The sequence below is a fragment of the Phycisphaeraceae bacterium genome, from assembly GCA_019636555.1.
Taxonomy (GTDB): Bacteria; Planctomycetota; Phycisphaerae; order Phycisphaerales; family UBA1924; genus JAFEBO01.
This window is the reverse complement of sequence record JAHBXH010000001.1, coordinates 524,157-547,100: the sequence shown is the minus strand read 5'-3', so window position 1 is coordinate 547,100 and position 22,944 is coordinate 524,157. Positions and strand designations below refer to the sequence as shown.

Annotated in this window: 19 protein-coding genes and 1 tRNA gene; 9 read left to right on the top strand and 11 right to left on the bottom strand. The window is 64.9% G+C overall.

Annotation, left to right across the window (positions count from 1 at the left end; genetic code table 11):
* Positions 1-160: 160 nt before the first annotated feature.
* The 3 genes from KF691_02250 (at position 161) to lysS (ending at position 4,515) form a co-directional block, all read left to right on the top strand.
* Positions 161-2,059, top strand: coding sequence for a hypothetical protein (locus tag KF691_02250; protein MBX3388257.1), 1,899 nt, complete (start codon positions 161-163; stop codon positions 2,057-2,059).
* Entirely contained in the window at positions 2,056-3,162 is a 1,107-nt protein-coding gene (locus KF691_02245) for an isocitrate/isopropylmalate dehydrogenase family protein (GenBank protein MBX3388256.1), read from the top strand. The genes KF691_02250 and KF691_02245 overlap by 4 nt, the downstream gene beginning before the upstream one ends.
* A 171-nt stretch (positions 3,163-3,333) precedes the next feature.
* Positions 3,334-4,515: a homocitrate synthase gene (gene lysS, locus KF691_02240; protein MBX3388255.1), complete on the top strand. Its 1,182-nt coding sequence runs from the start codon at positions 3,334-3,336 to the stop codon at positions 4,513-4,515.
* Positions 4,516-4,545: 30 nt separating this feature from the next.
* Here lysS and KF691_02235 read toward each other — a convergent pair whose 3' ends face one another.
* Positions 4,546-5,715, bottom strand: a complete 1,170-nt coding sequence (locus tag KF691_02235; GenBank protein ID MBX3388254.1) for a hypothetical protein — start codon at positions 5,713-5,715, stop codon at positions 4,546-4,548.
* Between the two features lie 58 nt (positions 5,716-5,773).
* Positions 5,774-6,457, bottom strand: coding sequence for a DUF4230 domain-containing protein (locus KF691_02230; GenBank protein ID MBX3388253.1), 684 nt, complete (start codon positions 6,455-6,457; stop codon positions 5,774-5,776).
* Between the two features lie 63 nt (positions 6,458-6,520).
* On the opposite strand from KF691_02230, the gene KF691_02225 reads away from it, so the two are divergent.
* The 6 genes from KF691_02225 to KF691_02200 all read left to right on the top strand — a co-directional run bounded on the left by KF691_02225 (position 6,521) and on the right by KF691_02200 (position 13,475).
* Positions 6,521-6,814, top strand: coding sequence for a hypothetical protein (locus KF691_02225; protein ID MBX3388252.1), 294 nt, complete (start codon positions 6,521-6,523; stop codon positions 6,812-6,814).
* A 30-nt stretch (positions 6,815-6,844) separates the two neighbouring features.
* Complete coding sequence (gene waaF, locus KF691_02220; protein MBX3388251.1) at positions 6,845-7,945, top strand: lipopolysaccharide heptosyltransferase II; 1,101 nt, start codon at positions 6,845-6,847, stop codon at positions 7,943-7,945.
* A 139-nt stretch (positions 7,946-8,084) separates the two neighbouring features.
* Positions 8,085-8,159 (top strand) — tRNA-Ala (locus tag KF691_02215).
* Positions 8,160-8,283: 124 nt separating this feature from the next.
* Positions 8,284-10,704, top strand: a complete 2,421-nt coding sequence (locus KF691_02210; protein MBX3388250.1) for a glycosyltransferase family 1 protein — start codon at positions 8,284-8,286, stop codon at positions 10,702-10,704.
* A complete protein-coding gene (locus tag KF691_02205) occupies positions 10,701-11,981 on the top strand; it encodes a glycosyltransferase (GenBank protein MBX3388249.1) in 1,281 nt (426 codons plus the stop codon). Before KF691_02210 ends, KF691_02205 begins: the two co-directional genes overlap by 4 nt.
* A gap of 108 nt (positions 11,982-12,089) precedes the next feature.
* Complete coding sequence (locus KF691_02200; protein ID MBX3388248.1) at positions 12,090-13,475, top strand: hypothetical protein; 1,386 nt, start codon at positions 12,090-12,092, stop codon at positions 13,473-13,475.
* 425 nt (positions 13,476-13,900) lie between these two features.
* Here KF691_02200 and KF691_02195 read toward each other — a convergent pair whose 3' ends face one another.
* From KF691_02195 to KF691_02155, 9 genes are all read right to left on the bottom strand, one after another.
* The gene (locus tag KF691_02195; protein MBX3388247.1) at positions 13,901-14,686 is read right to left on the bottom strand and encodes a tetratricopeptide repeat protein; all 786 of its coding nucleotides are present in this window, start codon (positions 14,684-14,686) and stop codon (positions 13,901-13,903) included.
* Positions 14,683-15,300 (bottom strand): hypothetical protein, encoded by a 618-nt coding sequence (locus KF691_02190; GenBank protein ID MBX3388246.1) that lies wholly within the window; start codon positions 15,298-15,300, stop codon positions 14,683-14,685. The genes KF691_02195 and KF691_02190 overlap by 4 nt, the downstream gene beginning before the upstream one ends.
* Positions 15,297-17,249, bottom strand: coding sequence for a hypothetical protein (locus KF691_02185; protein ID MBX3388245.1), 1,953 nt, complete (start codon positions 17,247-17,249; stop codon positions 15,297-15,299). The genes KF691_02190 and KF691_02185 overlap by 4 nt, the downstream gene beginning before the upstream one ends.
* Entirely contained in the window at positions 17,246-17,986 is a 741-nt protein-coding gene (locus KF691_02180; protein ID MBX3388244.1) for a hypothetical protein, read from the bottom strand. The genes KF691_02185 and KF691_02180 overlap by 4 nt, the downstream gene beginning before the upstream one ends.
* Positions 17,987-18,064: 78 nt before the next feature.
* Positions 18,065-18,925 carry a hypothetical protein gene (locus tag KF691_02175; GenBank protein MBX3388243.1) on the bottom strand — a complete coding sequence of 287 codons (861 nt, stop codon included), beginning with the start codon at positions 18,923-18,925 and terminating at the stop codon, positions 18,065-18,067.
* The gene (locus tag KF691_02170) at positions 18,922-20,328 is read right to left on the bottom strand and encodes a hypothetical protein (GenBank protein ID MBX3388242.1); all 1,407 of its coding nucleotides are present in this window, start codon (positions 20,326-20,328) and stop codon (positions 18,922-18,924) included. Before KF691_02170 ends, KF691_02175 begins: the two co-directional genes overlap by 4 nt.
* Positions 20,325-20,984: a hypothetical protein gene (locus KF691_02165; GenBank protein ID MBX3388241.1), complete on the bottom strand. Its 660-nt coding sequence runs from the start codon at positions 20,982-20,984 to the stop codon at positions 20,325-20,327. The genes KF691_02170 and KF691_02165 overlap by 4 nt, the downstream gene beginning before the upstream one ends.
* Positions 20,985-21,033: 49 nt before the next feature.
* Positions 21,034-21,468: a type II secretion system protein GspG gene (locus KF691_02160; GenBank protein ID MBX3388240.1), complete on the bottom strand. Its 435-nt coding sequence runs from the start codon at positions 21,466-21,468 to the stop codon at positions 21,034-21,036.
* Between the two features lie 126 nt (positions 21,469-21,594).
* Positions 21,595-22,770 carry a type II secretion system F family protein gene (locus KF691_02155; GenBank protein ID MBX3388239.1) on the bottom strand — a complete coding sequence of 392 codons (1,176 nt, stop codon included), beginning with the start codon at positions 22,768-22,770 and terminating at the stop codon, positions 21,595-21,597.
* Positions 22,771-22,944: the final 174 nt, after the last annotated feature.

The following is a 22,944-nucleotide window of genomic DNA, read 5'->3' as shown; positions in this document are numbered from 1 at the left end:
CCTTTCGCGCGTAGTTGATCTCACCTGAATCAACACTCTCGCGGGCTCGCCGGTTTCGGCGGGCCCGTTGTGCTTTTGGCACAACCAAGGGCCGCGTCAGTCGCAGCCCCCCACCCAAACAAGACAGGACTTACGACCCAGGACTCAGGACTCTTTTTCCATGCCTCTCACCCTCATCGAACACATCGCCTCGTCTCACGCCGTCGGCACACAGACGGCGCGCAGCGGCGACTACATCCAGATCCGGCCGCGTCACGTCATGACGCACGACAACACCGCTTCGGTCCTGAGCAAGTTCCGCTCGCTCGGCATCGGCCAAATCCACGACCGCGCCCAGCCCGTCATCGCGCTCGACCACGACATTCAGAACACAACGCCGGAGAATCTCGGTTCCTACGCCAGGATTGAGGCTTTCGCTCGCGAGCACAATCTCGCGTTCTACCCGGCCGGAACAGGCATCGGCCATCAGATCATGATCGAGCGGGGCTACGCGATCCCCGGCTCGCTCGTCGTCGCGAGTGATTCGCACGCCAACATGTACGGCGCGGTCGGCTGTCTCGGCACGCCCATCGTGAGAACCGATGCCGCCGCGATCTGGGCGACCGGGTCCACCTGGTGGCGCGTGCCGCCGGTCGCGCGCGTCACGCTCTGCAATCGTCTCGCACCCGGGGTCACCGGAAAGGATGTCATTCTCGCGCTCTGCGGCATCATCAACCGCGACCAGGTTCTCAACCACGCCGTTGAATTCGCGGGTGAAGGGATCGCGGCACTCTCGATGCCCGATCGAATGGCCATCGCCAACATGACGACCGAATGGGGTGCGCTCGCGGGTGTCTTCCCCGTCGACGCGACGACGATTGCCTACCTGCAGGCACGCGGCCAAGCCATGAGCCTTGCCGACTGCCCGCAAGCCGAGCCCGGTGCTTTCTACGCCGTCGAGATCGATCTCGATCTCGCGCAAATCCCCTCGCTCATCACCGGACCCAACGACGTCAAGGTTGTCTCTTCCGCGCGAGCGCTGCAGGACCGACGTATCCGCATCAACAAGGCCTACATCCTGAGCTGCGTCAACGCGCGATACGAAGACCTCGCGCAGGCCGCGGCAGAACTTCGAGGCAACCGCGTCGCGCCGCACGTCGAGCTCTATGTCGCCGCGGCATCCGCCAGCGAGCAACGCCGCGCCGAAGCGGATGGCACTTGGCAGACACTGCTCGATGCCGGCGCGATCGCGCTCCCCAGCGGCTGCGGACCCTGCATCGGACTCGGACAAGGCATCGCACAAGCAGGCGATGTCGCGATCAGCGCCACCAACCGGAATTACCGGGGCCGCATGGGCCATCGCGACGCTCAGGTGTATCTCGCCTCGCCCGGAGCGGTGGCAGCCTCCGCGCGCGAGGGCTTTATTACCGCTCCCACCGGGTCGCCCGCCGCGATTGTTCCAAGCACGCAAGTTCGAATACTCAGCCGCAGTTCCGCCCAGCGCGAGACCGATCTCATCGACGCCTTCGAGCCCCGTATCGCCGGACGCGCGGTCGTGCTTGCTGCGAGCGACATCAGCACCGACGCGATCTACGCCGGGAGGTGGACGTATCGCAACGACCTCTCTCGCCAGCAGATGGCGGCGGTCGCCTTCGAGAACTTCGATCACCGCTTCCAGATGATCGCCCGCCCCGGCGACATTCTCGTCGCCGATCACAATTTCGGCACCGGCTCCTCGCGCGAGCAGGCCGCGACGGCGCTGCAGATGTTCGGAATCCGCGCTGTCATCGCCGCAAGCATCTCCGCGACGTACGAGCGCAACGCGCTCAACAACGGCCTGCTCATCCTCGAATCGCCCGCGCTCGCGGAATTCCTGATTCGTCCCGGCGCCGCGCCGGTCTCACCCGGTCCGCAACTCAATATCGATTTTGCACGAAGCACGATCGAAGTCGGCGGTCGCACGTTCGCCTTCGCGCCGCTCGGGCCGGTTGCTCAGCGGCTCATCGTCTCCGGCGGCATCGAGCCGCAGCTCCGCGAGACACGCGCGCAATCGGTTACCCACGTGGAGGTTGCACTGTGACGACGTATCAGATCGCATGGCTCGGCGGAGACGGCATCGGCCCCGAAGTGCTCGATGCGACGCGCACCGTTCTCGATTCGATCGGTTTCCGTGCTGATTACATCCCCGCCGACATCGGCTGGAAATTCTGGTGTGAAGAGGGCAACCCGCTCCCCGAGCGCACACTCGATGTGCTCCGCTCGACCAACTGCGCGATATTCGGCGCGATCACTTCCAAGCCCGCGTCCGACGCCGCGCTCGAACTCGCCCCACGGCTGCGCTCGCAGAATCTCAAGTACGCCTCGCCGATCGTTCAATTGCGCCGGCAATTCAACCTCTTCGCCAACATCCGGCCCGCACGCACGTTCGCACCGACCGAACGACCGCTCGATGTGATCGTCGTGCGCGAAAACACCGAAGGGCTGTACGCCGGCCTCGAAATCCATCCGACGCCGCAGTCGCTCGTGGGCGCGCTCGATGGCGCCCGCAAGCTCCCGCATCTGCGCGAGACAAGCCCCGCCGATCTCGCCCTCTCGGTCCGCGTCACCACCCGAGCCGGATGCGAACGCATCGTCTCTCGAGCATTTGAACTCGCGCGTTCGCTCGGACGCAAGCGCGTCACGCTCGTCGAAAAGGCCAATGTCCTGCGCGCCACCGGCGGTCTGATGGTCGAAGTCGCCCGCTCGATCGCGGCCCGCTTCCCCGAGATCGAGTTCCGTGAAGCCCACATCGACACCGCGTGCATGGATCTCGTCCGCCGGCCCGCCGAATTCGATGTCATCGTTGCCGAGAATCTCTTCGGCGACATTCTCTCCGACCTTACCGCAGGGCTCAGCGGCGGCCCCGGCCTCGCGCCCAGCGCCAACATCGGTGAAACCTACGCCGTTTTCGAACCGGTCCACGGCTCGGCCCCTGACATTGCGGGTAAGGGCGTGGCGAACCCGTGCGCTGCTGTGCTCTCCGCATGCATGATGCTCGAATGGCTCGGCGAGCACGCGCTCGCCCAGCGACTGCAGTCGGCGGTTCGCCGCGTGCTCGCGGACGCCCAAGTCAAAACCCCCGACCTTGGTGGCACAGCCACGACAAAACAAATGGCGTCGGCGATCGTCGCCGCCGCTCGCTAACCACGCATTCATCCTTCCCCACTTCACCATTTCCCCTTTGCTCCTTTGCCCCTTTGCCCCTTTGCTCCTTTGCCCCTTTGCCCCTTTGCTCCTTTGCCCCTTTGCCCCTTTGCCCCTTTGCCCCTTTGCCCCTTTGCCCCTTTGCCCCTTTGCCCCTTTCGAGACTCTCCCATGCCCACCAACGTTCAAACTCAGATCAAGCCGTTCTCCATCATCGATTCAACTCTCCGCGAGGGCGAGCAGTTCGTCAACGCATTCTTTACCACCGAGCAGAAAGTCCAACTCGCGACGCTGCTCGATGAATTCGGTGCCGAGTATCTCGAACTCACCAATCCGATGGCCTCGCCGCAGAGCCGCGACGACTGCGCGACCATCGCTGGGCTCGACCTTCACGCCAAGATCCTGACCCACACGCGCTGCCACCTCGATGATGCCCGCGTCGCCGTCGAGACCGGCGTCGACGGTGTCGATGTCGTCATCGGAACCTCGTCGCAGCTCCGCAAGTTCAGCCACGGCCGCTCGATCGATGAGATCATCGGCATCGCGAGCGAGGTGATCCCGTTCCTGCGCGAGTCGGGCGTGGAAGTCCGCTTCAGTACCGAAGACAGCCTGCGCTCCAGCCCCGAAGACCTCTTCCGAGTCTACGAAGCGGTCGATGCGCTCGGAGTCGATCGCGTCGGCGTCGCCGATACCGTCGGCGTGGGCTCCCCCCGCCAGATTTACGAGTTGGTCGCCGAACTCCGCAAGCGCGTCCGGGCCGACATCGAGTTTCATGGGCACAACGATTCGGGCTGCGCCATCGCCAACGCGTTCTGCGCGCTCGAAGCCGGCGCCACCCACATCGACACCACCGTCCTGGGGATCGGCGAGCGCAACGGCATCACCTCGCTCGGCGGCCTGATCGCCCGCCTCGCCGTCGTCGATCCGCAATCCGTCCGCAAGTACAACCTGCCGCTCCTCCGCGAGATCGATCAGACCGTCGCCTCGATGGTGGACATCGAGGTCCCTTTCAACAACTACATCACCGGCTTCTGCGCGTTCACGCACAAGGCTGGCATCCACGCCAAGGCGGTGCTGAACGACCCCTCCACCTACGAGGCGCTCCGCCCCGAAGACTTCGGGCTCACGCGCTACGTGCACATCGCGCACCGGCTCACCGGCTGGAACGCGGTCCGCAGCCGCGCCGATCAGCTCGGCCTTGCGCTCACCGATGCTCAGTGCAAGGAACTCACCAATCGGATCAAGACCCTGGCCGATGCGCACGCCCTCACGCTCGAACAAGTCGATTTGCTTTTGAGATCGGAGCACGAAAAGGCCGCAGGCACCGTTGCGCAAACGGGCGCTCTGGCATAGGTCCTATGGGTCCCATAGGGCCTATTGGACCTATCCAATCGCGGCCGGCGCCCCAACCGGGCCCGCGGTCTCCGCGCGCCGCCTGTTCAGCGCCCTTCGCCCCGCCCCCACAAACAACCCGCACTCGCAGAGCGTCCACACACCGACCAGCGGCAGCAGCCACCATCCATACGGGTCCATCGCCCGTGCCGCCTGCGCGATCGCGTTCGGCACGTTCCCTTTCCACACGCCCTTCCCAAATCCCAGGATCCAATGCGGCCGCGTCAGCACCCGCGCCGCCGGGCTCGCGAGGAACTTCGCGCCCGCCGGTCCCTTCCTTGCCGCGGCAAGCACCACATCATCCGTCACGCGCACCGCGCTCGCCACAGCGGATTCGGCCCGCACCATCGCGGCGCCCTCTTTTCCCGTGATCAACAGCGCCGCGCCGCCCTTCGCCCCGTTGCGCTCCGCGAACGCCGCGAGCTTCGCGAGGTCTTTCTCGTTGTCCGCAAACTTGAGAATCCGGATCGCACCGGCGGGTGAGGCTCTTGTGGCGAGCTTTGTCACATCGCCGAACGCGCCCGCCAGCGCCTCGGTCCGCCGCATCTTCACGCCGCGCACGATGAAGTCTTTCAACCCCTCCGTCACCGCGCCCGCCTTGCGCGCCACCTTCAACAGCGCCGGCGCCCAGTCGATTTCCGGCGCGACGGTGAGCACGATCCCAACTCCGGAGAGCGCCACGATCAATTTGTCCGGCTCACCACCGCTTGCCCACGTTCCGCCCTGGATCACAAGATCACGGATATCACCCACAACAAACATGTCCGCCGCGATCGCGCCGATGAGTTGTTCCAGACTCTCGCCACGTCCACTCAGCGCGCCCCAACCAACGTCTTTCGCACGCCGCAGCCAGCTCGCCTGCTCATCCACCGTCATCTGGCGCTGCCGCTCGATTTCCTGGCGCTTCGGTCCGTTCCCCGGCCCGTCGGTCCACGCGAGCCCCGCATCTGCAATGACAATCGCTTCGGCGAACCGGCCCTGCTCGCGCAGCGTCGCGATCTCCGACGCATAGTCCATGTCCGGAAGCGCCGCAAGTGTGAGACGCGCCAGCCGCGCCGGCGTATCCGCCGCGAGAATCACCAGAAGCGTGAGCGCGATCACAAGCCGCGTGATATTCCACCGGCGTGACCAAAGAAATGGAATTGCCCGAACAAACCGCATGGCGAATTCTGCTGCTCTGCTGCTCTTTCCCCCGTCTCTTCGTCTCTTCTTCCCTCCCCTACTTCCCCACCGCCATCGAAGTTCTCCACTCGTTCTCATCTTCAAACGAGACCCGAACCGATGCGCTCTCCCCGACGATCTTCTTCACCAGGTCCTCAACTTCCGCTCGCGCGTTCTCGCGCACGCGCTCCAGTTCCGCGCCCGTCACGCGCATCCTGAGCGCCGATTCATGCAGCCTCGTCCGCGCGATCCCGAGTTGTTCTTCTCCCGCGAGCGCGCGAAACCGCAGCCCGATCAGATCAACACTCGTCTTTTCCTGCCCGGTGAACACTTCCGTGGCAATCCGCTTGGGCACCGGCACCCGCACCGAGTACACACTGCAGATCGGGCTGAACACGACGCGCGACGATTCCAGTTTCGAAAGATCGACTCCGTAACTCAGCCGCGCGGGCGCCTCGACCGTCGCGACCACACTCCCGAACCAGTTGTCATCCGTGTTCTGCGCGCGCACAGTCGTCTCGATCCTGCTCGTCACCAGTTCGCTCGCGCGCAAGTGCCGCGCAACCCGCACCTCAACCGCTCGCTCCTCCCCCTCGCTCACCCGCGCCGCCGAAGCGATCACGTTCTCCTGCTGCGCCCGCAGCAAAAGCGCCGCCGCAATCCCCACGCCCAGAAACAGCGCAGCCCACCACACCCGCCCGCGGGCGCGCGGAATCTCCGTGGTTGTCTTGCCGGGTGCCATGACTCTTTCTTTGGAATCGACCATTCCGCCGTTCACCCGCGAATCGGGGTGTACCTTTCTGACATGCCCGCGACCGTCCGATTGAGCGCCCTCCACGGCACCCCCCTCGACGACCACACCACCCGCCGCACCGTCGAATCGACCGCCCGCGCCATCGCCGAGCGCGAAGGGGTCGAGCTCCTCGCGCTCGAACTCTCCCCCGCTTCCATTACGATCACGCTCGAGGCCGAACGCATCGTGGGGGTCGGGTTCGTCGCCGAACTCAGGCGCATCACCAACAAGTGGTACGAAGACAAGTACCGCGATGGTCCACTCTGGGGCACCCCCGCGCCCGGAACCGAATTCCAATTCGACTAGGGGCCCCACTCCCTTCGCTACAGTCCCGCAATGCCGGGCTCCGAGCAGCCAAAGCCCCACCGCCTCCTCGTCGTTTGCCCCTCATGGCTGGGTGACTGCGTCATGGCGACGCCCGCGCTCCGTCGCCTCCGAAGCAACCTTCCCGGCTGCTTCATCGGCGGCCTTCTCCGCCCCGGCATGGATGAGGTACTGGCCGGGCTTCCTTGCTTTGACGAGGTTCACGTGGCCCGTTCTTCCGGCGTCATGGGCCCCAAATTCGTCGCGGCAAAGATCCGCCCCCGCCGCTACGACGCCGCGGTACTGCTTACCAACTCCTTCTCGACCGCACTCATCGTTCGAATCGCCGGCATCCCCCGCCGCATCGGCTACGACCGCGACGCTCGCGGCCTCCTGCTCACCGATCGGCTCACGCCACCAACCCGCTCTGATGGACGCCGAAGTCCTGTTTCTGCAGTCACTTACTACCAGTCTCTTGCCGCTCGCACGCTCGGAGTTCCCGATGCTGCACTTTCGCAATCTGAAAACAAACTTTCACTTTGCGTAACCGCGGCCGACGCCGCGAGAGCCCGTGAAATCTTCGATCGCGCCGACATATCTCCCGATACCCCGCGCGTCATCCTGAACCCCGGTGGCAACAACGCCGCCAAACGCTGGCCCATCGATCGGTTTGCCGCCCTCGCCAAGCACCTGCACGAGAGCCGAGGGCTGGCGATCTTCCTCAACGGCTCGCCCGGCGAAGCAGACCTCGTGGACGAAATCGCCGGCAGGTCCGGCGTCCCCTGTGTCTGTCTGCCCCACCTCGGGATCATAATCGGTTCGCTCAAGGCGCTCATTCAAGGCTCGGCCCTGATGGTCACGAACGACACCGGCCCCCGCCACATCGCGGCAGCGTTTAGTGTCCCGCTTGTTTCGCTCTTCGGCCCCACCGACCCACGCTGGACCACCATCGTCGCCCCCGCCGGTGAAACCATTCTGACTGCTGACCCGTCGCTCCCCGAGTCCGAAGTCGCCGACGACCACCCGGATCGCTGCTCCATCGACCGCATCAGCCTCGAAAGCGTCCTGGCAGCCGCCGATCAGGCTCTTTCCTCAAAAACCGCCTCATTCCGGCCCGAATCACTCCCTTCTTGATTCGCCAAGGGCTCGAACTACCATCTTGGCCCCGCCGGAATCGCCTATCGAGCCGGTTCCCGCGGGCACAACCGAAGAAACCCGGCCCCGCGGCCGAAAAACGACTAGGAACCCCTCAACCCGAGGTGTTCCCCATCAAGGGGGCGTAGCTCAGTTTTGGTAGAGCGCTTCCATGGCATGGAAGAGGTCACGAGTTCGAGTCTCGTCGCCTCCACTTGAATGAAGAGCCCCGCCCGCAACGGCGGGGTTTTTCGTTTTTGGCGCGCACGCACCCGAAGCCCCGACCTTGCAGCCCTTCCCGAACACCGGCCGATATGAAAGCTCGGTCCGCGTCGATCATGGCATCACCGATCGGTCCAACCCCGACCGCAAACTCAGCGGCACTCCTGTCGCTCGGACGCGGCACGGACAGTTGGAAGTTTCTTTCGCTCGCGCTGCCCGCACTCAGCGAGCAACCCGAGCAGCCCGGCCTTTCTCTCCTCGCTGCGAGCCATCTCGCCAAACTCGGCCTACGCACCTGCGCGCTCGAACAGCTGAACGGCCTCTCGGAGGAAATTCGACGCACACCGCAGGTGCTCGCGCTCAGCGCCGCCGTCGGTTCACTCCAAAACGATGAACTGACGCAATCCTCTCGCTGGCTCGAGTCCAATTTGCGAGCACTCGGTGATCGACTGATCGGTTTCGGTGTTTCCGCGCCGCGCCGGCCTCTCCGCGCATTCGGTGCGTCCGACGGCAATGTCATCACCTTTGATGGCGAGCACTGGGCCAATTTCGCTGATTCGAAATCGCTCGCTGCTCGCTCGCTCACGGAGCACCGGGCATCCTGGCGCGAACAGCCTCAGGCAGCGCTCTTTGTCGCGGGCTGCCGCACACCCTGGCTCTTCAAGTCCGCGAGTGGAGCCCGCCCGCGCGAAAGGCTTGGCTACCGAGCGCCGATCTGTATCGTCGAGCCCGATACGCACGCGTTTCTCGCCGCGCTCTCCATGTCCGATTGCTCCGATCAATTGCAGGACGACCACGTGCGCGCGTTCGTCGGCCCCAGCGCTGTGGATTTGTTCGCCGCGTACCAGCGCACGCGCATCGATCTCCGCATCAGCGGCACAGTCGCGCACGATGCCGCAACCCCCGCCGCCATCTTCCATCGCGTCGCCGCAAGCGTTTCCGATGTTCTCACCGAGCAGCAGGCGGAAGTGCCGCGGCTGGAGCAATCTGTACGCGCCCTCTACGCGGAACGCGATCTTCGCTGGTGGAATGCACGCCTCCGAGAGCGCCCGCTGCGCATCCTCATCCCCACGACCAGATACTCCACTTTTATTCAACATTCCAGCCGCGATATTGCGGGCGCGTTCGAGGCGCACGGGCATGAAGCACGCGTACTCATCGAGCCCGACGGCTCATCGTGTTTCTCCGCGGGCGCGTACCTCCGCGCCGTACGTGATTTCGAGCCCGACCTCATTCTCTGCATCAACTTCCCGCGCGCAGCGCTCGGCGATTTCCTGCCGCGCAATCTGCCTTGGGTCTGCTGGATCCAGGACCAGATGCCCCACCTCTTCGATGCGAGGCTGGGCCGCTCGCTCGGCGCGTTCGATTTCACTGTCGGCCACATCGTCGATGAGCTGCACGACTGCTACGGCTATCCGCGCGCGTCCAGCATGCTCTTGCCTGTTCCAGCGAGCGAGCGGAAGTTCCACGCGGCGCCGGCGACGAGCGAAGAACGCGCCCGCTTCGAATGCGAAATCGCCTACGTCAGCCACCAGAGTGAGACGCCCGAAGCCCAGCACACGCGCATCGTTTCGGAGTTGCGCGCAAACCCGAGCGTGGACAACAAGCTCCTCGCCGCGATGGAGCCGCTCCGCGAGGCTGTGTACCGACACGTCCAACTGCCGCTTTCCACGCTGCCTTTCCCCGATCTGCGTTCTACCGTGCAGGATTCACTGCGCCAAAGCCTTCGCGGCGAGCCCGACGACCGCACAGTCGACCTGCTCGCGGCAACGTACGCCAATCCTCTCGCCGACCGAATCATGCGCCATGAAACGCTGATGTGGGCGAGCCAGGTCGCGCAAAAGAACGGATGGCGATTTCACATATACGGAAACGGGTGGAGCGAGCATCCGGCTTTCGGCGAGTTTGCGAAGGGCCCGCTCGCGCACGAAGGCGAACTGCGCCTCAGCTACCAATGTTCGGCGTGTCATCTGCAGGCGACCTATCACATGCTCGGCCACCAGCGCTTGTCCGAATGCGTGCTCTCCGGCGGCATTCCTCTGTGCCGCTTGCACTGGGGCGAGCTTGCCATGATCGTCCGCCGCGCTTACCGCAGGGCGTGCGGCGATGGAGCCTCCTTCCCTTTCAATGAGAGCACCTTACCGGTGACCTGCCTGCCTTGGACCGACGCGCCCGCGCTCATGGATCTCGCGAGCGTATTGCAGCAACTCGGCTGTATAGAACACGCTTCGCCGCTCGCATCGGACGGCGCGCGAAAGGGCGCGCTGGTCGAGCCTTGGGCGGTCTTCGGGCCGGATACTCAGCATTCGTCGGCCTTCGATATGACGGGCCGTCAAGCCGCGCTTTTCTTTCACGATCAAGCCTCGCTCGAAAGCAGATTGAGCGATCTCGTATCGCACCGATCGACGCGCGAGCGACAGATCGCGATCGCCCGCAGGCGGATCGAAGCCAACCACACCTATCTGAACGCCGCGGCGAAAATCCTCTCGCTCATCACTCGTTCGCTTCAGAAAGATCCGGATAGAGCAGCCGCATGACCACGCCATTGTCCATCGTCATCCCGGCGTACAACGCCGAACGAACGATCGAGCAAGCCGTCGCGAGCGTCCTCGCTCAATCGCACGAGGGGCTCGAGCTCGTCGTGGTTGACGACGGCAGCACCGACGGCACGTTCGAGCGCGTCGCCCGCGTGCGCGATCCCCGCATGCGCGTGATCCGCACGCAGAACCGGGGCGTCGCCGCCGCCCGCAACCGTGGCCTCTCCATGGTTGAGGGCGACTTCGTCGGTTTTCTCGATGCGGACGACGCCTTCGAACCCGATTTCGCCCGCTCCGTGCTCGACTCGATCGGTAATTGCGACGCGATCGCGACTGCTTACCGCGATGCCGACCACCTTCTGAGGCCGTCGTCGCTCGCGTGGTATCCCGCCGCCGAAGAACTCACGATCGCTCGCCTTAGAGAGACCAACCCGCTCGCTCCCGGCGCCACGGTCTTCCGCACCGACGCGTTGCATCACTTAGTCCGGACGTACGGCGAGGCATTCCCCGCCGACAACCACATCGAAGATTGGGAGATGCTTCTGCGCTTCACCGCGCTCGGAGCCAAGTGGGCGCGGCCGATCGAGCGCCCGCTCCTGCTCTATCGCCTCACGCAGGATTCTCGCTCTTCGAAAGTCATCGAGATCTGGAAAGACGGCTGCGATCAGATCGGCAGATGGGTTCCGCGTCCGGAACAAGATGCGGCACGCCGGCGCTGGACCCTGCGCCAACTGATGCGCGCGCTCTTCGCCGGGCAGGCCGAGAACACCCGCACCATGCTGTCTTGGCTCGGCGAACTCCGCGATTCGGACAGATCGGTGCTCGAGGGAGCCGCCCGATCGCTCGCTCGGCGCGAAGCCGCGGCCACCGGCTCGGCACCCTCCGGCCCGTCGCTGGGTGATCGGCTTTCTCCTCTTGGACAGAGCATCGCGACGAATCTGACCGCGCACGCCCTTGCGCCGTCCTGGGACACCCTGGCAGTTCGCGCATCACAGATCCATCCGGATCGCGCCCGACTGGTCATTTACGGCTTCGGGCGCAACGGAAGGGAAGCGGCCCGGGCTCTCGAACTCGCGGGCATCGCGTTCCATGTTTGCGACGACAACCCCGCCTTCCGGCACGAGCGTGCGATCGCGCCGATCAATCTGACTCCCCTGGATCTTGTGCTTGTGACTCCCGATGATCGTGGCGCCATCCTCGCCCGCTTGAGATCGTTCGGACATGTCCGGCTCTTCACGGTCGACCATCTCAGGGATCAGCTCCCCGCGGCGGCCTGACTGTTCATTCAGTTCACCTCAAAGCGCCGGAACGCCGATACTCGGCCAGCCGGCTTCACACGTTCACTCCCGGCACACGCGGCAACCCTGTGGCGAGAGAGTCTGCCCATGAAAATTGCGTTCGTCGGCATGAGCAGCACGTCCTTCCCCTGTGCCGTCGCCCTCGCCATGAAGGGCCACGAGGTCTTCTGCTACGACACCAACCGCGAACTGATGGAAAGCTACAAGCGGGGCGAGGTCACGCCCTTCGAGCCCGGGCTCGACGAGCAGTACGCCTCGTGCAAGCACCTGATGCACTACTGCGCGACCGTCAACGACGCCGTCCGCGCTGCCGACGCGATCTACGTCGCGGTGCCAACCCCGCACGCCCCGAGCCACGACGGGTCGCTCCCGTACGACGGCGTGCCGCGGGACTTTGACAACTCGATCATCGAATCCTCGCTCGAAGAGGTCGGTCGCGCCATCAAGGCGAACAAGGCCGACGGACGTTACCGCACGATCCTCGTCATCTCGACCGTCACACCCGGCACGATGAACAACATCCTCGGGCCCGCCACAGAGCGCGGCGCGGGGTCGAAGATCGGCGACGGCTGGACGATGGTCTACAACCCGTTCTTCATCGGGCAATCGACCGTCGTGCGAGATTTCCTCAATCCGGAGTTCGTGCTGCTCGGCTGCCCGCCCCCCCGCAAGGACATGGCCATCAACGCGACCACGCCGGCAGACGGGGGCAAGGGCGAACAGGTCGCGCGCGAGCTCTACGGCACGCTCCACAACTCCCCCATCCGCCCCATGACCTGGACCGAGGCCGAGTGCGTCAAGCTTTGTTACAACACCTACCTCGGACTGAAGGTCCTCTTCGCCAACACGGTGATGGAAGTCTGCCACCGCCTCCCCGACGCCGACTGCGACGTCGTCAACGCCACGCTCAAGCTCGCGACCGATCGCCTCGTCAGCCCCAAGTACATGGACGGCGGCATGGCCGACGGAGGCCCCTGCCACGGGCGCGACCAGATGGCGATGTCTTTCACGGCCCGTGAGGTCGAGGTCAAGTTCAACATCTTCGACGTCATCAATCACGGACGCGATCAGCAGACCGCGTGGCTCGCCGATCAGGTGATGGAACACCGCGCAGGCCGCCCGGTCGTCCTCCTCGGCATGGCTTTCAAGCCCAACACGAATCAGACGCAGGGTTCACCCGCGATCCTGCTCGCCAACATTCTCCGCCAGCGCGGCATCTTCCCGATCCTGCACGACCCGGCCATCCGCCCCGACGCCGAACTCCCCGCCGGCCCCGCGCTCTACTTCATCTCCACCAACTGGAAAGAGTACAAGAACTTCAAGTTCCAGCCCGGCGACACCATCATCGACCCCTGGCGCATGATCGATCCGCGCTCGGTCGCCGAGGGCGTGCACCTGATCTCTCTCGGCGTCGGCAAGCGACACGCCAAGAAGGCCGCCGCGGCAGCCGATCCGCAGCGCATGGCGGGCTGAAGAACGCCGTCAAACGAAACTCGCCCTACCTGCACAAAGAACCTCCCGCGCAAGCGGGAGGCCAAGGGTGCGTTCATCGCGCAGGATGCCACCGGTGATTGGGCCCTGCTCCGCCCCACCAACTCTTTTTCTGCCTCACTCTGTGAATTCTTCGCGCCCTACGAATTGACTGCCTTCACTCCGCTTTTCGTCTCTTCTTGTTTCAATCTCTCGATCTCTTTATCTCTTTGTCTCTCCGCTTCTTTCTTCCCCCCTGCGCAACTCCGCCCGCTCCGCACCTCCGCGTTCTCTCCAAGACACAAGTCGAATCGCTCGCTCTTCTTTGTCCTCCCCCTTTCCGAAAGGGGGAGGTGGCATCGCGCAGCGATGCCGGAGGGGGTTTGAAATCAACCGCGTGCGCTTCGCATTCAACGACTTCCGTCTTCTCACGACCCGCTCGGCATAACCGGCTGCACAGGCTCATTCTGAGGCTGCAGCGGCTGGATCGACGGCGTCACGCTCGCCGGGTCGCGCGGACGCTGCTGCCCGGCGGATGGAAACGCGGTTCCCTTGTTCCGATCCTTGAGCGCATTCTCGAGCCGAATCCGCCGATACCCGAGTTCCAGTTTCCATTTCGGGTCGGTCTCGATCAATTGCAGGCGCTTGATGTAGTCGAGCGTGCGTTCATCGTCGCGCCCGCAGCGCTGCGCCGCCATGATCGCGCCGCGCAGCGCATCGATGTTGTTCGGGTCGCGATCGAGCGCCTGGCTGAAATACGTGTACGCCTGATCCGCCCAGCCCCGCTCCAGATACGCCACGCCCAGATTCACAAGCGGACGCGAATCCGTCGGTGAAAGGTCGAGCGCGTGCTTGAACGCCTCCGCCGCGGCAGGGAAATTCTGCTTCGCCATCATCGCAACGCCGAAATTCGTCCACACGCCCGAAAGCTCCGGGTTCGCCTGGATCGACTGTTTGTACAGCGCGATCGCCTTTTCGAGATCGCCGTCCCGCTGCGCCTTGAGCGCCTGCTCGGCGAGCTGCACCGCCTTGGCCGTGTCGAACGAGGGAGGCGCGGGCACCGTGACAACTTCCTTCTGCTGAGTCTGGCAACCGGCTGCGCCGAGAAGGAGCGAGACACCGAGCGCGAGCCCCGCGAAAGAGTGAATGAGCTGGTTCTGCGTCAACTGCTTCTCCGGTGCACCGATTGTTGGTTGGTAGAGCGCGCCGCTCACGACCCGGTTCGCTCCCAGCGGCCAAAAACAACATCCACGCGCCACGTCGTGGTTTCCGGCCTGATATTCAGCCCCGTCAGCTCCAGTCCCGGAATGTCCCGCAAAGTCCGCGAAATCCAATCGAAAACTCTTTCGAGCGATTCCTCGTGCAGGTCGTTGTACCGCCAGGTCCGGCGGGTCAGATCGCCGGGGCCTTTGACCTGCCTTGCCTGCGCCGGCGCGAGCTTGGTGGTCAGCTGCGCCGCCGTTGCCGCGTCCGCGATCTGCGTCTGCATCGTCGGCAGCGGCCGCAGATCCTCTCGCCGCTCTTCGTTCACCCGATCGAATTCCTTGAGCCGCGCCACGAGCTTCTCGATCCGGTTCGCCCGCTGCGCCGAGGTTTGCAGAGCACTCGCCGCGGCCATGCGCGCGTACGCAAAGTACGCGAGCACACACAACGCGATCGCCAGAATCGTGCCCGCGAGATACACGAGCGACGTCGGACGGTTCGCACGCTCCGCACGCCCGGCGAGGTCCCCCGCTTGTGCGAGCAAATCAGAAACAGCGACCGACGTGCGCGGCGCGGGCTGCTCCGGAGTTCCCGGCAGAGTCAGTCCGGTGTCGGCGGGCGTCATCGTCCACCCCCCGGAGGAGTTGCCGGCGGCACGCGCGGACGCGCAACGCTTGTCTCAGATTGCCCTGGAGTATCCGCAGGCTGATCCGGTGATGGCGCGCCCTGCGTGAGACCCTGACCCGGATTCGTGAGAGGCGGAATTGGAGACGATGTCTCCACCCCCGCCGGGCCCGGAGGCTGCGTCGGAGTTTGCCGCGGCCTGGCCGTTCCAGAATCTGTCACGGGCGCGGGATTCGAGACCGTTGGCGAAGCGGCTCGCGCTGGGGTTGAGGTCGGGTTGGAGGGGGGCGCCGGCCTCGGAGCCTGCACGCTCGGCGCCGGCGCGCCGGCTTTCGGGTTGCGCCACTTCCCGGTAAACACGCCCTTGATCTTCGTGCCCGCGTTTGAGAAACTCGGCTGCTGCCACGACTCGATGTTGCTGCCGCTGATCGCGGTGATCGCCTTGTACACGTTCTCGGCCTGCTTGATGTCCGGCGTCAGAACGTTGATGATCACCGAGGCATTGGCGCCCGCCGAGATGTCGATGCTCTCGAGATCGACTTCCGGGTCGGCGAGCGCCAGCGAGAGCGTCTCGAGTTCCTGGATGATCGGCCGCATCGGCTCGATCTTGTTCCGCTCGCGCTCCTGCTCTTCACGCCGCAGGATCTTGTTCAATTCGTCTTCCGGTTCGACGTTCGGAAGTTTCATGATGTTGGGGTAGCTCGTCTGAATGAGCTCGCGCCAGCGCGAGTCTTCGCTCTGCGCAGCCTCGGTGAGCAGGCCCACGCTCGCACGGAGCTTCCAAGCGGCCCCGGCGCTCAGCAGCGCGCCGCCGAGAATCCCCAGCGCAACCCAGACGTGCATCCGCTTGTGCAACTTGCCGGGGCGATGAGAGAGACCGTCGAGCCCGGCGATCGCCGCCTCGTCCGGGCGCGCATCCGCCGTCGCCGAAGCGAGTCGCGCGAGTGTCGCGCCGATCGGGTCCTGGTCGAGAACCAGATCCACCCCCGCGCCGCCCCAGGTTCCCGCGAGTTTCGCCCCGAATTGTCCCGCGCGAAACGACGCCGAGTCTTCACCCACGCCGACCGGGTCGTCCGCCGCGATGCACGCCACCCGCCGCGGCACGACCCCGAGCTGCGAACCCCACGCGATCCAGTCGTTCGTCAATCGCGCCGCGTCCGCGGCGGTCGGCGACGGCGCCCTCCCGACGGCATCCGGCGTGGCCAAACGCATCGAGCCGCCCGCGAGCAACTCGCCTTTGGCCGTCCAGCACCAGAGCAACCGGCCGCGCTGATCGATCAGAATGATCGCGGCAACGCCGGAATCTTCCGTAACAACATTCGCGCGATCGCTCGGCGCCTCTCCCCACACCCGCGCCATCGCGTGCCAGATCGTCGTGACCGACTCGACCAGAATGCTGCGCTGATCGAGCAGGTCGAGAAGCAACCGGACCGGCGCATCGGCGCCGACCAGCACCGGCACGCGGAGCGCGGCGGTCGGCGCCACAGCATCCGCGTCGACCTTCACGCCCGCGACTTTGGTTTCCGGCTCCGTCGCGACCGCGAGCGGCTGAACACCCGATTCGGTATCCGACGGAAAGTAAAAGCCCAAGCCGGGTCCGACCGCCGAACCCGCTTCTTCGCTCGCGATTCCCGCCGACGCAACCGACGCTACCACTCTCCGCTCGGTGCTCGGGCTCGTGATCCAACCGGCGGAAAACCCCTCGGCATCGAGACAAAGAAGCGAGAGCGATCCGCTCCGCGCTTTGCCGCCCAGAGTTCTTGACTTCACCCAGTCCGCCGCAGCGACGATTCCCCGCTCGTCGAACAATTCTCCGTCGCCGGCGTCGGAGTTCTGCGCCGGCGCGAGCGGCACGGCCCATGCTTCGTCGGTGCGTGCGCCGACAAGGCGGAGCGATTCGATGCGGCTGCCGCGATCGGCGCGGGCGACATAGCAGACCCTGCCGCTCATTCGCGCACACCGCCGGCTTCGTCGAATCGCTGATTCCCGCGGCGCGCGCCGGGCGCTCGCATCTCAAAGTCGCGGCGCGGACGCCCCTGGTTCATGAGCGGCTGGGGCGGCTGAACACCCGGAACGATCCCGGGCGTGGCGCCCGACGCTGGCGACGCACCCTGCAGCGTTGTATACGCGGAGCCGGTGCGCGGCGCGATCTCGATTTTCTTCTTCGCGCCCTTCGTCTCGATCTCGATGCCGTCTTTGTTCACGCCCACCAGCTTGATCGTCTCGCCGGAAGACTTGTGAACCACATCTCCCACGGCGAGCACCTGCTGGTGAGAATCAATCGAGACAAGGGCCATCGGCCGCGCGGAAGAACCGAGCAATCCGAGGAAGGTGATCGATGTTTCCGCCGCGGGCGCCGTCGGCGGAGTCTGCGTGTCGTGGGTATCTGTTATATCGCCGGACGTGTCCGATGGTGGAGGCGGAGGCTTGGGAGCGTTTCCGAGCTGCGCCAGATTGGCCGCGATCACGGAAGCTCGCTTCTGCACGATCAACGGCGGTTCGGCCGTAGGAAGCGCGTCAATCGCGCGCGAGGGTTCGATCGGTTCGGGGCGCTCGAATTTCGGGATTCCGGTTCCCGGCAGACCCACCGCCAGCACGACCCCGGCGAGCGACGCGAGCGCCACCGCGCCCAATTGTCCTGCGCGCGTCACGCTCTTTGCCCGCTCTCGAGTCACGTCCTTGAACAACCGAGCCCCTTTCCGAATCAGCTCCGCCGATCGGCAGCGACCACATTCTACGAATATCCCCGGCCAAGTTCCGGGTGCCTAACGCACATCTTCCCGGATCCATTGCCGGATGACGCTTCGGGTCGACGTCGCGGTGCCGTTGCTCGACCCGACCAACGCGGTTCCCCTGTAGCGCATCAAAAGCCCCCCGCCGATCAGCCGATCGGACAGCACTTCCGCCGTGATCTCCCACATGGAGGGTTCGACGGTGATGACTTTCAGCAGATTGGCCCGTGCATCGCCGCTCAGGCCGGCCTTGTTGGCGATTTCCGAGACCGCCGTGCCGGCGACATTGAGGTCCTCGCGCGCCTTCACGAGTTCCGCAACGATCTCGTCCACCTTTTCGCCCCCCGTCGCGCCGGAAACCGCCGCACGCAGGGTCCGGACGGAGGCGGACCTCAGACTTACAGCCAAGGGACCCAGGCCGCGCCGGGCGATCGTCCCTTCGCTCGCGTCCCCCCCGCCCGCACCGGCATCGATCTGCCGAGCGGCATTGATGATCGCCTGCGCCAGCGCAATATCCTCAACCGGAAGCCCGCTCGGTTCGGAGAGAATCGAGCCCTGCCCATCCGCCAGATACAGCTTCACGGTTTCGGCGCTGTTGGCATAGGGCGTCAGCCCCTCCGAGAGATGAGCGGTCAGGGCTAACCCGCCAACACCCAATCTTCCATTCAGGCGCGACGACGTCGAATTGCGAAGCCAGGCCTCGAAGAGCTGGTGGATCCCGCGGCCCGCGTGGTAACTCTCATACGAACGGACGATGCCCGCCACTGACCGCGACTGCGCGCCGAACCGATCGAGCAAAACGGTGATCAGGGTTGCGAGCGCCAGGCTCACCATGAGCACCACCGGCAGCGCGAAGGCCTTGGAAACCGCGGTTTTCTTGCGGCGGCGATTCATTTCGGGTTTCCGTTCTGAATCGTGTCGTACCTCGGGCCGCTACCGGGCGGATTCGGAGGCTGCTGCGCATTGTGCGGACCGCGCGGTCCGCCCCGCCGGGGCGGACCGGTTCCGGGTCCGTTGGGACCGGCACCCTGATTGACTCCATCGGCACCTTGCGGCCCGGGACCGCCGGCGCCCCCGGCAGCGCTGCCGCCCGCGATGTCTTCCATCGCCGCGAGTTCCGGTCCCTTGGTCCAGCCGACTTCGAACATCCAGTTCTCGTAGAGCCCGGTCCTGGTTTGAATCTCGAATTCGACGTACGCGGGAAGCTCACGATCCCAAACCGCATTGTGCTCGCTGCGCTTCTCGCCGGTGGAGAAGAACTGCCAGTGACACTTCACGAGGTTGTCGGCGAGCAGCACCGGTTCGCCCCAGGCTTGAACGGTTCGCGGGTCGTCGGCGGGCTGTGTTGCCGCTTCGCTCGAGGTGCTGCTCAGGACACTGGATTTGCTGGTGTCCTTGGCGGCAGGGAGCGGATTCCACCAGAGTTCGTAGAGGATCGGCTTGCCTTCTTTGCGCGCTTCGAGGTTCGCGTCGGTCAGCATCGGCCGGATCTCGAACGCGCCGCGCAGCGAACTCGACTTTGCAGCACTGCTCGAAGATGAACCGTTGAGCGAGAGCGTGCGGCGGGTGCCGCTCGCGGCCGCGCTCTGCGCCGCGTTGCTCAACGTGTTGCGCAGCGCGGTGTTCGATGTGGCGCCGAGCGAGGTGGGCGAAGCGCTGCTGACGGTGCTGCTTCGCGCGTTCGACAGCGCGGCGCTGTTCGAAAGCCCGGTCTGCGTCGATGACGTTCCGTTCGTGGACCCCGCATTTCCGGTCCCGGCTTTGTTCTGCGCGTAGGCCGCGGCGATCACATCGCCCAATTCGGCGCGGAAGGTCGGAGCGATCGGCGGCGTGTCGACCACGACCTCCATCCGCTGGATCGACGAAGCGGCATCGACGGGCACGCCGACCTGCCTGAGCATCGTCTTCAGTTCTTCGCTTTCGTCCGGCTCGAGGAGCAGCCGCGCGGGCGGTCGCGACTGCTGCTGCTGCTTGGTCGCGGTCGCTTCGGCGGTCGCATCGAACGCCGACTTGTTCCCGCTGTCATCGGTCGGAGTCGCGATCGAGCGGCGCGCGTTGACATTGACGGGCGGCGACGTATCGGACATCACGAGGCTCGACATCGCGCGCTGGATGACGGTGCGTGCGCGGTGGAGATCGGCGAGTTCCTGCTGGCGGATCGCGAGCGGGCGCTCGAGCCGTTCCATCGAACGGAGCAGCGCGAGACAGACCACGATCACCATCGCGCCCATCGCGGTGGCGAGAGTCACCTCGAGCAGTGTGAACGCTGATCGCATTTTTTGCGCGCGATGATTCATTTGTTGTTCGTGCTCTTTCCTGAAGAGGATTCGAGGCGCCTTGACGAATCCTGCTGACTGATCGAAGGTCGCAGGCCCGCGTTGCGGGCGCCGGTCATCTGATCGAGCACGCCCTTGAGGCCTCCCCCGCTATCGATCTGGCGGCGGAGCTTGTCCGGATTCCAATTCGGGATGTCCGCCGGGTCGTACAAACGCGCGAGCGTGATCTGTGGCACGCCCGGGTCGGGATAGAAGCTGCCCCCGGTTTCTTCGCCGAGCCACACACGCACGCGCACAACGCGGAAGCGATTGAAGCGATCGGTGGTCGAGCGTCCGAGCGATGCGAGCTGCTGCTCGCGCCGATCGTCCTCGGCGCTCGGGGTCACGGGTGTCGGAAGTTCGACCGTCACCGGCTCTTCGCCGAGCGTCCAGCGGTATCGGAATTCCCCTTCTTTTCCGTACTGGATCGGCTGCGTGTCGCTCGGCAAGGACGCCGGGTCATCGAAATACTGGAGCAGGAGGCGGTTGGCGATCTCGGCTTCGTTCATGCGGTGCGCGTTGCGCATCGACGCGGCGCCGATGTAGTTGACCGCGAGCACGACGCTCATGGTCGTCAGACCCAGAAGGGCCACGGCCAACACGACTTCGAGAAATGTGATGCCGCGGGCGGACTTCACGAGTACTTCTTTCCACTCGCGCAACCCCCCACTCCCCGGCGGAGCGCGATCAGGGGTTTGCGTTCGGAGTCAGGTTTTCCCAGGCGCTGATGTCATCTTGCGAGGGCGCGAGACCATCGGATCCCTTGCTGTAAAGAATGAACGGCTGATCGGGGCTTTGCGGGGTGGGGTCGTAGTAGAAAGGACGCTGCCACCCGTCCGCGAGTTTTCCGGCGTCGAGAATCTTGACGGTGACGAGCGTCTGAAGATCGAGCGGATAAGCGCTGTAGGTCAGGTGATATTCCGAGAGCCCGTTCTTGATCACGGAGAGAGACGCTCGCGTAGCGGTTCTCTTTGCGGATTCACCCTTTGCCAAGACATTGACCGCCGCGACAGCCATGAGCACGCCGAGGATGACGAGCACGAGCGTGAGCTCGAGGAGCGAAAAGCCCCGTGCTGCGGCGGTGAGAAGGGCTTTTTTCTTGGTTGCTTTAAGGTGTGCCATGGATGAATTCTTTAGCGCGCCGAAGAGTGCCTGAGTTCGCGCCGGTTGTTGCAATCCGGCCTCGATCTGCGGCGAACCCGCAGATATGAGGGTTCCAACCGGTATCTTATCGGCCAAATCGGAGGCTCACCCGCCCAGACTGAGGCCGCTGCTGAGATTCAGCAGGGGCAGCATGACGCCCAGGATGACCGAGCCGACCACGAGGAAGAGGAAGACGATGACCGCGGGCTCCATCATCGCGATCAGCCGCGCCGAGCGGGTTTCGACTTCTTCGGTCATGTCGGTCGCGAGGGTATCGAAGGCGCTCTGAAGATCACCCGCGCGCTCGGCGGCGATCATGAGCCGGCGCGTGGTGATGGGCAGACTCGTCACTTCGTCGATGAGGTTGCGGAGCACGCCGCCCTCGATGAGACGGGCGCGGAGTTTTTCGAGCTGCTCGCGCATCTGGGGGTGCGTGATCGCGCCGCTGGCGATGCCGAGCGCATCCGCCAGCGGAACGCCGCAGCGGGTGAGCGCGGCCATCACGCTGAAGAAGCGTGCGGATTCCTGGGCCAGAACGACCTGCCGGATGGCTGGCGCTTGGCGCATGACGCCCATCACGACCACCCCGACGATTTTTCGGAACACCACGGTCCCGCCAATGGCGAGTGCGCCGACGATCAGGATGATGAAGAGATTGTCCTTGAGGAAATTTCCGATCGCGAGCAGCACGCGCGTGAACCAGGGAAGTGACGCGCCGGCGGAGGCCATCGCCTCGCCAATCTTGGGCAGGATGCTCGTCAGCAAGAAGGTGGCGACGAGGAAAGTGATGGTCAGCAGGATCGCCGGATAGATCATCAGCGTCGCGGCCTTGCCCTGCACCTGCAGTTGGCGCCGCGCGGCGATGGCGAGCTGCTTGGCGGCGCCGGCGAGATCGCCGGTGCGCTCCGCGGCACGGTAAAGGGCCACCGTCACGCGATCGAAGCCGCCGACTTGTTCGCACGCATCGGCGAAACTGGCACCGCCCGCGACCAAGTCGCGCATGCGAAGCGCACGGGGTTTCATCGTTCTGGAAACGGAGGCGCCGGTGACTTCGAGCGCCTCGACCAAAGGCGAACCGCGGGAGAGCAACTGGGCGAGCTGCGTGTTGAGTTCGGCCTGGTCTTTCAATTTGACGTCGCTCGTGCTCTCCCGGACCGAGACGGGGAGTTTGACGGAGCGCAGCAGCGCCATTTTTTCTTTGCGGAGTTCACCGGCGAGGTGTCGTTCATCGCGGGCCTGACGGACACCGATCGCGCGCCCGCCCCCGGGCTTGGCGGCCATGTAGAGGAATGATCGCGCGGCGGGCCTGCGGGCCCCACCGTGCGCGGAACGTCCGGAAGTTGTGATGATCGCTCGGGACAACGGGAGACTCTAGATCGGCTTGAGCGCCTTGCGAAGGCGAACGGTTCACATGCCGCGGCAGAGGGTGATTGCGGCTATTTTTTCGGCCTCTAC